At 58.6% G+C, this 13,841-nt stretch carries 9 protein-coding genes and 2 pseudogenes; 1 reads left to right on the forward strand and 10 read right to left on the reverse strand.

The genetic code is table 11. The annotated features are described in order from the left end of the window. From F8N21_RS24190 to F8N21_RS24215, 6 genes and pseudogenes are all read right to left on the reverse strand, one after another. Nucleotides 1-186, reverse strand: a pseudogene (locus F8N21_RS24190) (hypothetical protein); the annotation flags it as partial. After that, nucleotides 183-968, reverse strand: coding sequence for an electron transfer flavoprotein subunit beta/FixA family protein (locus tag F8N21_RS24195; protein ID WP_150644526.1), 786 nt, complete (start codon nt 966-968; stop codon nt 183-185). The pseudogene F8N21_RS24190 and the gene F8N21_RS24195, both read right to left, overlap by 4 nt. Before the next feature lie 19 nt (nt 969-987). Continuing rightward, the gene (locus tag F8N21_RS24200; RefSeq protein WP_150644527.1) at nt 988-2,358 is read right to left on the reverse strand and encodes an FAD-dependent oxidoreductase; all 1,371 of its coding nucleotides are present in this window, start codon (nt 2,356-2,358) and stop codon (nt 988-990) included. Further along, on the reverse strand, nt 2,355-3,194 hold the full coding sequence (locus F8N21_RS24205; protein ID WP_150644528.1) for an aspartate/glutamate racemase family protein: 840 nt from the start codon (nt 3,192-3,194) through the stop codon (nt 2,355-2,357). Before F8N21_RS24205 ends, F8N21_RS24200 begins: the two co-directional genes overlap by 4 nt. Continuing rightward, the gene (gene tcuA / locus F8N21_RS24210; protein WP_150644529.1) at nt 3,191-4,705 is read right to left on the reverse strand and encodes an FAD-dependent tricarballylate dehydrogenase TcuA; all 1,515 of its coding nucleotides are present in this window, start codon (nt 4,703-4,705) and stop codon (nt 3,191-3,193) included. Before tcuA ends, F8N21_RS24205 begins: the two co-directional genes overlap by 4 nt. A 334-nt stretch (nt 4,706-5,039) precedes the next feature. Then, nucleotides 5,040-5,729, reverse strand: a complete 690-nt coding sequence (locus F8N21_RS24215; RefSeq protein ID WP_150644530.1) for an isochorismatase family protein — start codon at nt 5,727-5,729, stop codon at nt 5,040-5,042. Between the two features lie 156 nt (nt 5,730-5,885). On the opposite strand from F8N21_RS24215, the pseudogene F8N21_RS24220 reads away from it, so the two are divergent. Then, nucleotides 5,886-6,044: pseudogene (locus tag F8N21_RS24220) on the forward strand (helix-turn-helix domain-containing protein); the annotation flags it as partial. 30 nt (nt 6,045-6,074) lie between these two features. On the opposite strand, the gene F8N21_RS24225 reads toward F8N21_RS24220, so the two are convergent. From F8N21_RS24225 to F8N21_RS24240, 4 genes are all read right to left on the reverse strand, one after another. Next, nucleotides 6,075-7,487, reverse strand: coding sequence for an OprD family outer membrane porin (locus F8N21_RS24225; RefSeq protein WP_224788279.1), 1,413 nt, complete (start codon nt 7,485-7,487; stop codon nt 6,075-6,077). A 399-nt stretch (nt 7,488-7,886) separates the two neighbouring features. Continuing rightward, on the reverse strand, nt 7,887-9,656 hold the full coding sequence (locus tag F8N21_RS24230; protein WP_150644531.1) for a hydantoinase B/oxoprolinase family protein: 1,770 nt from the start codon (nt 9,654-9,656) through the stop codon (nt 7,887-7,889). Between the two features lie 16 nt (nt 9,657-9,672). After that, entirely contained in the window at nt 9,673-11,763 is a 2,091-nt protein-coding gene (locus tag F8N21_RS24235) for a hydantoinase/oxoprolinase family protein (RefSeq protein ID WP_150644532.1), read from the reverse strand. Between the two features lie 475 nt (nt 11,764-12,238). After that, the gene (locus F8N21_RS24240) at nt 12,239-13,732 is read right to left on the reverse strand and encodes an NCS1 family nucleobase:cation symporter-1 (RefSeq protein WP_150644533.1); all 1,494 of its coding nucleotides are present in this window, start codon (nt 13,730-13,732) and stop codon (nt 12,239-12,241) included. Between the last annotated feature and the right edge of the window lie 109 nt (nt 13,733-13,841).

The raw sequence follows: 13,841 nt of genomic DNA on the forward strand, positions 1-13,841 counted from the left end.
GGCCCCGGCCGCCCGCCGACAAGCCTGTGGATCCGCCTGCGCGCCCAGCAGGAGCACCTCGAAGGTACCGCCGCTGACGGCGACGCTCTGCGCCGCTGCCAATACGGCGTCCTGCGCTTCCTCACCCCATGCCAACGGCACCAGTGCCAGCACTCGCGACCTTACCGCTGAATCCTGCGTGCTCATGCGCCAACCCCCTGCTCATTCAAATAGGCCAGCAATTCACTGGCCTGGCGTGCCGTATCGCCTTCGAGCAAGCGACACTGACCCTCGCGTACGCTCACGCGTGCCGCCTCCAGGCTGGCCAGCGGCAATACCGTCACCTCTGCCACACTGGCCGTCACGTCGGCGAAACTCATGCGCTTGGTCTCCATGACGTTCTTCATCAGTGGGTGGCGCAGCTTGTTGCGTTTATCGTTGGTGACGCTGGCCAGCAGCGGTGCGCAGACCAGCACAGACTCCTCGTCCGCACCGCGTTCACGCAGCAAACGTACCTGCTCGCCAGCCCACTCGGCATGCTGGGCCAGGGCGAACAGTGGGTAGTTGAGACGCTGCGCCAGCAATACGGGAATGCTGCCTTCGTCGAGGTCGCCGAACTCGCGACCGATCAGCAGCAGATCAGCAACGTCCTCGTTCTCGAGCAGGCCGGCAATTTGTCTGGCCGTCAGTTGCGCATCCCACAGGCAGGTCGGCTGCAGGTCAAGACGACGCAGTGAGTCCGGGCGAAACGCCGCCACCGTACGTAGCATGGCCTCGCTGTTCGCACCGGCCAGCAGCAACACATCGATCCGGCAGTCGCTGCGGCTGGCGCGCAGTTTCAGCGCCAGCTCCAACGCAGCCTCGTCGAAAGGACTGAGCAGGCGCCTGACAGTGCCACCTTCCTCGATCAGACCCTCAGCACTAATGTTCAGGGTATGCAGCGGGAAGCGGATGTCCGCCACCCCTGCCAGTAACACCAGAATCTTCATAGCCAACTCCCAGCTTCAGTCATAAGCCCAGCGCGGTAGTCGCGGCGAGTCGCCCAAAAATTGCTGCCTTGCCCAGCGCCGAACCCGTCATATAGGCCGCGCCATGCAGCCCCCCGACCACCTCGCCGGCGGCCAGCAGGCCCTCGATCGGTGCGCCAAAGACGTCGTGCACGCGCATCTGCGCATCGATGCACAGGCCGCAGTAGGTCCCGAACACCGCAGCTGTAGAGGGATAGGCATAGAACGGCCCACGTTCGATCGGGCACAGCTCGCCATGCTTATGCACCAGATGGCGACGACCGAATTCGGGTTCCTGGCCGTCACGCACTGCCTGGTTGTAGACCGCGACCTCTTCCAGCAGCACGTGCTCCGGCACCTCGATCAGCCGCGCCAGCTGTTCCAGGCTCTCGGCCTCGACGAACAGGCCCTCCTCCAGTCGCCGCTCGAAGTCGAGAATGCGCACCCGGTTGTCGCCGCTTTCCATGATGCTGCGGTCGAGAATCTGGTAAGTCACGCCGTAGGACTGCTGCATGCAGGCATCGCCGAGTAGCTTGTAGGACAGCGATTCGTCGACGAAACGCCGGCCTTCCTGGTTCACCGCAATGGCGCCCTTGTACACCGCCAGGCAGGCATGGTGATTGTTTTCATCCATCGGATGCTTGCCAAATGTGCCCTTGATGTAGGGCGTGTCGCGTACGTCGGCACCCAGCGCCCAGGCCATGCGCAGGCCATCGCCCTCATTGCCCTCACCGCCGATGAATACCGCGTTGTCGTACTTCGGCACGAAGCGGTGCACCAACTCGCGGTCATGGACGAAACCCCCGGCGGCCAGCACCACGGCCTTGCGCGCATACAGCTCGAATGACTCGCCGTCCTGCTCCGCCTGCACCCGGCGCACCCGTCCATTGCTCTCGCGCAACAAGCGGCGGGCGCGGGTTTGTTTGAGCACCTCGACCCGGCCGCTGGCCTTGGCCGCCAACTCCAGCTGACGGATCATGTCTGCCGGGTCGACGTTGTGCACTCGCGGCACCGACTGCCCGGAAGCCGCCTCGATCACCGGAGTGAACACCACGCCCTTGTCGCGCAACCATTGGTAGGTGGCCAACTGGTTGTCTGCGTACGCACGCACCAGCGTCTCGTCGCATTCGCCCTTCCCAACCTCGATCCGGTCGGCGAACAATCGCTCGGCGCAGTCTTCGATGCCGTTCTCGCGCTGCAGGTCGGTACCGGCAAAAGCCAGACAACCGCCACTCATCGCCGAGGAGCCGCCGGTCTGCGCGGTCTTCTCCAACAGAATCACCTCAAGACCAGCCTCGGCCGCCTGCAGGGCTGCGGCGAAACCGGCCAGGCCGCCGCCGATCACCACTAAATCGCATTCACGGGTTTTCATGCGCTCACTCCAGGTTGTTGTTCCGGCGTCAGAAAGCGTTCGCTGAGACCGTAGAAGGCAAAAATTTCCTTGACCCGCTGGCGTTCCGGCCGCGCCGAGAAATAGCCTCGGTTGCAGGGCCGTACCCCATTGGCGCGGCGCAGGTCGACCATGGCCTCGGCCTGCTTGACCCAGGCGCCGAGTGAATCCAGCACTGGCACCCCGTCGACCTCATTGATGCCGTGACTGGCCAAAAGCACATTCAGTGGCGCCTCACCGGGGATGATGACTTCGGCGCCGTCGGCGATCAGCACACGGGCCGCCACGCGAAAGCGCTCGATCAGTTCGCGCGGATCGCTGAAGGCGGCCAGCACGTCGGCGAAACGAAAACCGACATGTCGCACGCCCGCCAAGCGCTCTGCCAGGCCATGACCCGAGGCGTTCGCCTGCACCAACTCGGCCAGCTCGTCGATAAACACCAGCACGCCGAAACTGCGCCCGAGCATGCAAGCGGTAAACATCGCCGACTCGCCGTAACCCACCACCGGGATGTCCAGCAGACTGCGGATATCGCGCAAGGCCGGCTCCGGCAAAGTGCTGATGGCGTAGGCGTCGAAACCCTGCTCCTCGGCATTCAGGCCGGCCGCCATGAACTGCAGACCGTGCAGGTATTGCAGGGCAGAATGCTTGATGTCGTCGCCCGGGTAGTTGCTGCGGTAAGTGCCCGGCTGCATGCCATGCATATGGATCTCGGTGCCAGGCCGCGCCACTTTGCGAAAATGCGCGCGCAGCGCCTGGTCGTAGGCACCCAGGTCACTCAACACAGTAAAACTCTGATGCCAGATACGAATGCTCATGAAGGCTCCTTGGCCTGGTTTAGCGGGGTGGCTGCTGCCGGGATGATCCGTTTTGGCGCGGCAGCGCCCGCGCCGGCAATACGCCCAAGCACCGAGCCGGACGTCAGCCCCGCACCACCAGCGTACTTCACGTAATAGAGGTTGCCGACCAGCTCGCCAGCGGCGTAAAGGCCCGGGATAACCTGCCCCTCCTCGTCGATCACCTGGGCTTGGCTGTTCACCTTCAGCCCGCCAAAGGTGAAAGTGATGCCACAGGTCACCGCATAAGCAACGAAGGGCGGACGTTCCAGGGGATTGGCCCAGTTGGATTTGGGAATTTCCAGGCCTGAGGTCGAACGGCCGTCGCGTATCGCCGGATTGAACGGCACCTCACGGTTTACCGCGCCGTTGTAGGCACTCAGCGTGTCGAGCAGGGCATTGACGTTGATCCCCTCCAACTTCGACGCCAGTTCTTCCAGGGTGTCGGCCTGGACACGCGTCGCCTGGCGTACCCGGTATTCGTCCGGCAGCAGCGATTCGCTGTGCTGATCGAACAGCTGCCAGGCAATGCCGCCCGGCTGCTGCAGCACCTTGGCGCCCATGCTCGAGTAGGTGTAGTTGCGAAAGTCCAGGCCTTCGTCGACGAAACGCTTGCCTTCAGCGTTGACCACTACGCCGAGGTGGAAATAGTTCTTCTGCTGGTTGAGCAGGTTGAGGTCGCCCTGCTCGGGCGCATTGGCGTCGTAGAACACCGCGTGGCAACCCGACCAGTTGCCGTGCGCTGCCGCACCGATGTCCATGGCCATGCGGATGCCGTCGCCGGTGTTATAACGCGAGCCCCGCACCTTGGCCAGGTCCCAGCCCGGCCCCAGGTACTTGGCTCGCCATTCGAGATTGGCGTGAAAGCCACCGGTGGCGAGGATCAGCCCGGCGGCACTGAAGCGCTGGCCATTGGCGCATTCGACCTGCCAGTTGCCTTGCTCATCGCGGCTCAGGTGCCGGGCCCGGCAACCATAATGCAACTCGACACCGTTGCGCTCGGCGCGCTGCATCAGCGTCTCGACCAGACCCAGGCCACCTCCGGAGACTTCCACGGTGAGCCCGCCCCAGAACTTGTACTTACCGTCGACCTTGAACGCCTGGCGGCCGAATATCGGCATGAAGCGCACGCCCTGACGGGTCATCCACTGCAGGGTGCCGAAGCCCTCTGTAACAACCGTATCGAGTACCTCGGGATCGGCACGGTACTGACTCTGGGCGGCCAGTTCCGAGAAGAATTCCTCTTGGCTATAACTACCGAAATCGCTGTTCTGGATTTCGCTGTCGAGCAAGTCCGGCATCAGCTCGCGCAAATCGTCGACACCCCGATAAGCGACACGAAAGGCGCCGCCGGTATGTGCCGAGTTGCCCCCACGCTGCTCCACGGGCGCCCGCTCCAGCAGTGCCACGCGAGCCCCCTGTTCGCGCGCCGACAACGCCGCGCACAGACCGGCATTGCCGCCGCCGAGCACAATCACATCGTAATGATCCATTTCCGTCGCCCCTATGCAGAAAATTCGGTGCTGCCCCCAGGGCTGGCAGCTATTGCCGAATTATCTGCAGGGATTCGATGGGATTACAGGCAGCCGGGCCGAAGGGGCTTTTCAGTAAACCTGCAAGGTGTGGGTGTTGGCGCAGCTTATTTCGACAGGCTGACGCAGAGGCCGTCATTCCCGTGAGCATCACTACGCCGAAAAAAACAAAACCCCGGAGGTTGGCCCTACCGGGGTTTCTTTGGATGCCGAGATTGGCGCAAGGTAAGAAAGCGCTCCCACGTGCTAACTATGAAAGGCTGAATCCGCCTGCGTGGGACGATAAAGTCCCGGCTTACTTCTGGCCAGCAGTGGCAAGGTAGGCGAGGCAAGTGTCAACGGTTTCCACGTCGGCGAACTTGGCATCAATGTCGAACAGGTTCCACGCCACCGCGCCAGGCACACGGTCGCCAATACATTCTTTTACCGCAATCGTGCGGAACCCTTCCGCCAGCCCGTCGCACAACGTTGTCCGCACACAGGCCGACGCTGTCACCCCAGTGACCAGGATCGTATCGACGCCGGCTGAACGCAGGTAGCCTGCCAGCGAGGTGCCACTGAAAGAACTGGCGCGCTTTTTCACCAGGACAAACTCGCCGTCGATCGGCTCGATGCGCGAGTCGATCGCCCACAGATTTTCGTCATTCTGATTGACCACATCGACCGGGATCTTGTTGTGCCATTGGCCCATGTCGGTGTTGGGGTCATTGCGGTCGGTGTTCTGATAGCAGGTGGTCACGTGCACGATTGGAAAATTGTGTTCCCGAAACGCTTTCATCAAGCGCTGTACACCGGGAATGATCTCATCGTCGATTTTTTCACAGGTGAACGGATTACCCGGGCGGGTCCATGCGTTGGCCAGGTCGACGTTGATCAGTGCCGGGCGTTTGCCAAAACCGATTCGGCGCTGAAAGCCTCTCTCCTTATAGAGCTTGGTGGATTCTTCGAAAGCGCGTTCAAGCATGGCCATCAGGTCTTGCGACATAGTGAGTCTCTCCGGTGGGCTCAGTAACAAGGGTCGGCGTATAGGATTTGCCTGACCTGGGACTCACGATAATCTTCGATATCCATTACTTCAAATTCATTATTTCATTAAATTGATACCATAATAAGCAATAATTACCGTATTGAACTCAAACCGATGAAAGCCTTTGTGGCGCTTGCCAAGCATCTGCATTTCAAGCGTGCGGCGCACGTGCTGTTCATTACACAGCCTGCGTTGAGCCGCTTGATTAAAGGACTTGAGGAGGAGCTGGGTGCAGAGCTGTTCCTGCGCACCACGCGACAGGTAGCGTTGACGGTAGCCGGCCGTCTCGGCTACAGCGGGCGCTTAGAAGGCGTATTCCATCGCCAGGCGGTTTTGCCAGTAATTCTTTTCCTGGTCGGGCTGGCTTTGCAGGGCGATGAATTCAGTGATGCTCAAGCCCTCGAGCTTTCCGCCAAACTTGTAAACGGCGAACGCGAGGTATTCCGACTGATTGCTGCTGGCTGCACTTTCACTGGGTTTGAGGTCCATGAACGAGTAGCGTGCGCCAATGAACACGTCGTCGCGCAAGGCACCATTGATATCGAATGCATACGCATTGCCCGCCCCCAGGTCTTGGGTCGTGGTCAGGAACGGTTGGGCAAATAGCGGACCTGAACTGACGCCATGAGCGTAGGGCGTTACCAGCGCGCCATTGAGGTAGGCGTTTTTGTCTGGCTCGATGCGGTCGTAGCCAAGGCTGGTGGTCAGGGAGTTATGCTTTACGCCCAATTGCACACCATAAACCCGGCTATGCACTTCACCGAGCAATTCACGACCTTCATCGTTCTCTCGAACGATCTGTGTCCCGATAAAGGGCTTGAAATCGCCTTCGCGCTTGCTCAGTTGCGCTTCCAGGTAGGTCATCCTGGCATAGTCGTCGTAATCAAACTGCCAGGCTTTGGCGTTGAGCTGTAGCGGGCCGAGGTCCAGGCTACGGGCGCCGCCGATGCCCCAGAAACCATCGGTTTGCTGATCGCCGATTCCTGAGAAAGCGTCAAATCCGGCGTTATAGGTGGTCTCTTTCTTGAAGGAGTTGTCGATATACGACTTGAAGCGATACATGCGCATCGCTGAAAGGTAGTTCGCGTCATCGCCGTAGTGTACTGAAACGCCCTGGAACAGTTGGGGTGCCATGCGCCAGTCATACGTTGAGGCGAACGGCACATCGATCTCCTGGTTGCCAGCGGTGATCTTGAATTGGTCGTGCTCCCATTGAAGATAAGCTTCGCCCATTGCAGTGATATTGGGCCCAAGGTCTCTATCGCGTTCGGCGGGATCATCGGAATGGGCGATAGCGCGTTGTACATAAGCGCTGACGCCCGCGCTGAAGCCGTCGTAGGCGGCGGTTTTGAAACCCAGTTTGCCGCCGTAACTCAATGTATCCTGGGTCAGCCCCTTGTTGAAAAAGGCGTTATGCCCGGAGAAGTAGATGGTGCGAAAGTTACCGTTAATACTGCCCTTGCTGAATATTTCCGCGACCGACGAGGCATCGCTGCTCTGCGCAGTAGTTTGTTCGTCATGCAGCCGCGACAGGCTTTGATGTTGTACCGGTTCACCGAGGGTTTCCGGTTGTAGTGCCGCCATATTCAATATGTCCGCATCCTGGCCTACAGTCGGTATTTCAGCCCAGGCGAACCCCGGCACGGCGATGGCCATGGCGATAAGTAGATTCCGTGGGCGTAAGCTTGAGTTGAGTTCATTATTTTCTCTATTCATTGCCGCTCTTCTTCGCTAGGGTCTGTCCTGCAAAGTCGCGACGTCGAAGGCACGCCCATAAAGAGCGCCTTGGCATTAATCGCTATTCCAGGGACAAATATTGTTATAGGGATGAGTGGGCAGTACTGACGAAAGCGAAGTTGAATCACTGGGTTACGGCAGTCAGGGACGACGGCACTCAATGTATTTTTTTATTATGAGGGCGTGTAGGAACACGTATATCTGGAGGGCGTCGTTCAACCGGATAGCCGTCCTTGATCGTTGAATACGCAGCAGACAGTTGCCGGGGTCGCCACCGGCAGCGCGACCCCGACTTCCTTTCGAAAGATGCCTGTGCCTGCGCAGGATCGGCGCGAGTCATCTCGCGTCGATCCTCTTGGCCTTTTCTGAGCCGGGCAGTCAGCCTGAATGAGCGAGCAACCGAGCACGCCGCTCGATCGTGGCCTGGACGTCTAGCTGCACGCGTTCATCGAGGATGACCCCATAGACGTCACGGGCATGTTCAATCGTGCAGAAGTCATCCAGCACATCCTCGCGGACCTGCTCGGCACTGCGCTCCAGGGGGTTGCCATAACCACCACCGCAAGGGGAGTAATAAGCCATGACGTCGCCCGCGCGTGAAGCATGCCCCGAGAATTTGGATGGCATCTGCACGACCTCTCCAGGGCGCGCAGCATTGTAGATTTCAGTCTTGCCGACAACGCCGTCCATGCCGCCGAAGATCCCCCAGGGCACATCGTAATGGCGTTCGCTTTCGTGGGTAATGAAGCCTGGCGTCAACACCCGCTGTGCCTTGACCACGCCAATACCACCACGGTATTTACCGGCGCCGGGCATGACGTCATCGCGCAACTCATAGCGGTCGCAGATTATGGGTAAATGCATGCCCAGATCTTCGATGGGGTTGTTGCGGGTGTTGGCCATGAGGTTATCGATCGCATCGGGACCGTCAGATTTTGGCCGACCGCCATACGCCCCTTCATTGACCTCGAGAAAGACCCAGTAATCGCCATCAGGCTTTATCCCGGAATAAGCTGCGAAGGAAATCGACGCCGAGCTGCCAGCGATGATTCGCTCTGGCAAAACCGGTGACAATGCCTTGATGATCAGATCGATCATCCGATTGCATTGGGTAAAGCGCGCCTCGGCCGCTGCCGGAAAGATCGGATTGAAGATGGAACCTTCGGGTGCAACCACACTGATCGGTCGGAACGACCCTTCGTTCGACGGCACCGGACTTTCCATCGTATAGGCATCAAGCAATATCTTGCGAAAAGCTGCATAGGCAGCCACCTTGCATGACCCTTCAAAAGGGACGTTGTAGGCGGTTGGCGTCTGGGGGGCCGAACCGGTGAGGTCGACAACCAGCGAGTCGCCCTGCACCTTGACCGTCACGACTATGGGCAAGCGCTGATCGCGATTGCGACCATCATCGTCAAGGAAACCTTCGGCACGGTATTCGCCATCGGGAATCTCCGAAATCTTCTGGCGCATAATGGCTTCGGAGTAATCGATCAACTGATTGATCGCGCTAAAGCAGAAGTCTTTGCCGTAACGTTCAAGCAACTCCTTGAAGCGTTTTACCCCCAACTGAGCGGAGGCGACCTGGGCCTCGATATCGCGCACCAGCTGGGTCGACGCACGGCTGTTGTACTTGAACATCTGTACGAGCGCTTCGTTACGCACGCCCTTCTCATAAAACTTCAAGCCGGCCATCAACATCCCTTCGGCATACACATCGCCGACATCGATGATCAGACCGGGGGTGGCGGCACCGATATCGATGTGGTGCGCGGTATTACCGGAGAAACCGACCAGTTCGCCCTCGTGGTAAATCGGGATAATGATCGCCAGATCCGGGCTATGGCTTGAACCGTGGTAAGGGTGGTTGTGGATGACCACGTCTCCCTCATGCCAGGCCCCGCCTTGCAGCGTGTTCTCGATTCCACGCAGGTAGGCCGGGATCGAGCCGATGTGCATCGGCGTAGATTCGGACTCGCAGATCGTCTGGTAGCGCGTATCGAACAAGCCGGCCCCCATGTCCTGAGACTCACGGATGATCGAGGAAAAGGACATTCTATAGAGCACGTGTCCCATCTCTTCGGCGATGGTTTTCAAGGCGCCGTTGATAACTTGCAGGGTAATCGGATCGACCTTTTGCTGATTCATGTGATCAACCTCGGGGTTAAATGCGGGAAATAATCAAGTTGCCGTACTGCGTCACTCGACCTACCCACCCCGGCGGCACCAAGGAAGTTGAGTCATGCTGCATCAGCATCGCCGGGCCTTCAATGAATTGCCCTGCACGCAATTTGCTGCGGTCATAACGCGGCGTCGGCAGCATCTCGCCGTTATCGAAATAAGTCGGGCGCTCGTACAGAAAGGCTTTCTGGCTGTCGCCCTCCTCGGCGGCTTGCAAAGGCTGCCAGGCCAACTTCTCGGACTTCGAATTACCAATCACCCGCAGGCTGACAACCTCTACGGCAGCATCGCCGAAACAGTAGCCATAGTCCTTTTCATGGGCGCGGTGGAAGTCCGCCATGATCTGCTCAATGGCATCACGGTTGATGGGCCCTTCGGGCACTTGTGCACGTAACTCGAAACCTTGGCCGTCGTAACGACATTCGGCAATTTTGCTCACCCGCATGTTGTCTTCGCTGACGCCGTCATTGCGCAGCTGCTGGCGAATTTCCTCTTCCATTTGCGCCAGGTTCTGCTCAAGACGGAGCATGTTGGCTTCGTTGGCCTGGTTCAGGTTGAAGAGCAACGAGCGTAACGCTTCGTATTGCAGATCGGTGGTCAGCAGACCCGCTGCGGCGGTGATACCTGGCGCTGGTGGGATCAACACTGACTTGGCATTGACCTCATCCGCCAGCGCCGTACCATGCACCGGGCCAGCGCCGCCGAAAGGCATCAGCACAAAATCACGGGGATCAATACCTCGCGCGACCGAGTTGGATCGGATGGCCAGCGCCATGTTGTTATTCACGATTTTCAGAATGCCCAGCGCGGCCTGGTGCACACTCATGCCCAGTGGCTTCGCAATCTTGTCCTCGATGGCCTTGAACGAGAGCTGCGGATCGATCTTCAGGTCGCCACCCAGCATCTGATCAGGGTCCAGACGACCCAAAACGATATTGGCGTCCGTTACGGTCGGCTCCTGGCCACCTCGGTTGTAACAGGCTGGCCCCGGGTTCGACCCCGCCGAACGCGGACCGACTTGAAAGCCGCCCGCCGCATCAATGAAGGCCACTGACCCGCCACCGGCCCCGATGGTGATCAAGTCAATCATCGGCACCAGCACCGGGTGACCGGAGACATAGGAATCACGAGGATTCATGATCTTGATCTGGCCATCGACCAGCGTCGAAATATCGGCTGAAGTGCCGCCGATATCGACGGTAATGATGTTGCGCTCGCCATCGAGTTCGGCGAAATAGTGGCCTCCCATGACCCCGCCCGCAGGGCCGGACATGAGGATGCTGACCGGTCGTTCGCAGCAGCTTTCGACGGTGGCAACCCCGCCGTTCGATTGCATGATGCGCAGTTCCGCATTGATGCCGTTATCACGCAGTTGAGTCGAGAGATGCGTCAGGTAGTGCGAGGTACGAGGGCCCACATAGGCGTTCATCGCCGTGGTAGAGAAGCGCTCGTATTCACGCATTACATCGACCACTTCACATGAACAGCATACATACGCCTCAGGCATGACTTCCTTGACGATAGCCTTGGCGCGCAGTTCATGTTCACGGTTGAGAAACGAGTACATGAAACCGATGATGACCGCTTCCACGCCGCGCGACTTGAGCGTCAGCGCAGCCTGGCGAACCTCTGCTTCATCCAGTGCGGTTTCGACCTGGCCGTGCGGTGGGAGTACTCGCTCATTGATGGCAATGCGGTTACGCCGGCGTACCAGCGGAGCACTTTGCCAAGGCACATCGAAATGCAGGGAGAAGTTGTAGGGGCGCTTGTGTCGGCCAATGTGCAGAATGTCGCGAAAGCCCTTGGTGGTGAGCATGCCCACGTCGGCACCGTTATGCTCAATCGAAATGTTGGTGGCTACAGTGGTGCCGTGCACGATGAGTTGAACTTCATCGGGGCTGATCCTGGCTTTGGCGCATAACTCAAGAATCCCCCGCATGACCGCTATCGACTGATCCTCAATCGTCGTAGGGACTTTGTGCGAAAAAACATGCCTGCCGATTGAGTCTTGTTCTGTAGTCTCCAGAATCAAGTCTGTATTTGTACCACCGACGTCTACGCCAATGCGTGCCATCTCGTGACTCTCCTGCGCTAAAGCGAGATAACTCGAGTTTAATACCCGAGCCTGCTCACAAGTTAATTATCTATTGTAATTTTTATCCGAATAACAGCTTGTTATTTGAGCACCCTCAACTTCAATAACCTCTCGACGTACTGCGTGACAACACTACCTGGTCATCCCACAAAAGCCATTTACCAAGGCCGCGCAAAACAGCTGCCGTTCCAGGCCTGACTGCATAATTATGTTTCTATTTCACGAAACTGCAGATCCTGAGGAAAACAATAGAGCAATCGTTGATTCACTTCTAATACATTTTTCTCCTGCATTCGTGCATTAATCCGCATCAATTTTCGCACTGTATCAACCCCCTTTTCAGCCGACGCCTGATGACAGTGCGGCTCACCCGCTCTATCTCGGCGCGTTCGACTTCCATGTCACGTGCAGTCCAGCAAACGAAGAGGGTCAGTGACGGCTGTATCGCGCTGTTTCAGTTGGAAGGCGATTTGACAGGCAGCGTCACTTGGCTGCCGCGAAAGGTGCACAGTCCGTAGTAGACCAGAGCGCCCAGGAAAGTACCGGTGAACCAGCCATAATCGTAGAACCAGTTGAAGGTCGGACTGCTCAATGACAGCAGGGTCAACACCACCGGCACGGCGAAGGCAATGAAACCCGCGGAGTTCCACGCCGGGTAGACGTCATCACGATAGAGCCCTGCCAGGTCCAGCTTCTGCTTCTTGATCAGGAAGTAGTCAACGATCATGATCCCCGCAATCGGCCCCAGCAGGCTGGAATACCCCAACAGCCAGTTGGAGTAGACCGTATCGAGGCTGATGTCCGAGACAATCAGGCCCAGCTTTTTCAACAGCTCGTGGGCCATCATTCCCAGGCCAACCAGACCGGTAAGCATCACCGCGTGGGTCCGGCCGATCAGTTTCGGGGCGATGTTCTGGAAATCATTGGTCGGTGAAACAATATTGGCTGCGGTGTTGGTCGACAACGTGGCGATGATGATCATCGCCATGGCCAGTGCCACCCAGACCGGGCTCTGTATGTGCCCGATCAGGTTCACCGGGTCGGAGACGGTTTCGCCAACCAGTGAGGCAGATGCAGCGGTCATCACTACGCCCAGCGAGGCGAACAGAAACATGGTCAAGGGCAGGCCGATGATCTGCCCGACGATCTGGTCTTTCTGGCTTTTGGCGTAACGACTGAAATCCGGGATGTTCAGCGACAACGCCGCCCAGAAGCCGACCATCGCGGTGAGGCCGGCGAAGAAGTAACTCGCCAGCCCGGCGCCTTCGGGGCGCTTCGGTGGCTGGGCCAGCAGTTCGGTAATCGACACATTGGGCAGCGCCCAGACCAGCAACCCGGCACCGACCAGCACCAACAGCGGTGCCGACAGGATTTCCAGGCGTTTGATCGTCTCGGCACCGCGCAGCACCACCCACAGGTTCAGGGCCCAGAAAATCATGAAGCCGATGACTTCGCCCGTGCCGCCCAGGCTTTTCCAGCCATCGGACAGTGAACCCAGAAACAAGTGAATGGCCAGTCCGCCGAACATCGTCTGAATGCCGAACCAGCCGCACGCCACAACGGCCCTGATCAGGCATGGCACGTTGGAGCCGAGTATGCCGAACGAAGAACGCAGCAACACCGGGAATGGAATGCCGTACTTGGTACCGGCGAAAGCATTGAGGGTCAGTGGTATCAGCACAATGATGTTTGCCAGCAGAATCGCCAGGAGCGCCTCCCCCACCGAAAGGCCGAAGTAACCCGTGAGTACGCCGCCCAGCGTATAGGTCGGCACGCAGATCGACATACCGACCCAGAGTGCAGCAATGTGCCATTGGTTCCAGGTGCGCTGGTGGACCTTGGTCGGGGCCATGTCGTCGTTGTAACGAGGACTGTCAAGGACGTCGCTTCCGGCTTCAAGCTCGACCAAACCGTCCCGTTCGGTCACTTGCGATTTAATCTGTTGCATGGTCACTCCACTGTTTTCTGTTATTAAGTGATCGGTCGTAAAGCCGCCTCAAGCAGCGGTTTGACCGTGAGGACATTGTGCTCATGGTGGGTTGTTGTGACGTCGGTCA

The sequence above is a fragment of the Pseudomonas fluorescens genome (genome assembly GCF_902497895.1).
GTDB classification, from domain to species: Bacteria; Pseudomonadota; Gammaproteobacteria; order Pseudomonadales; family Pseudomonadaceae; genus Aquipseudomonas; species Aquipseudomonas fluorescens_BP.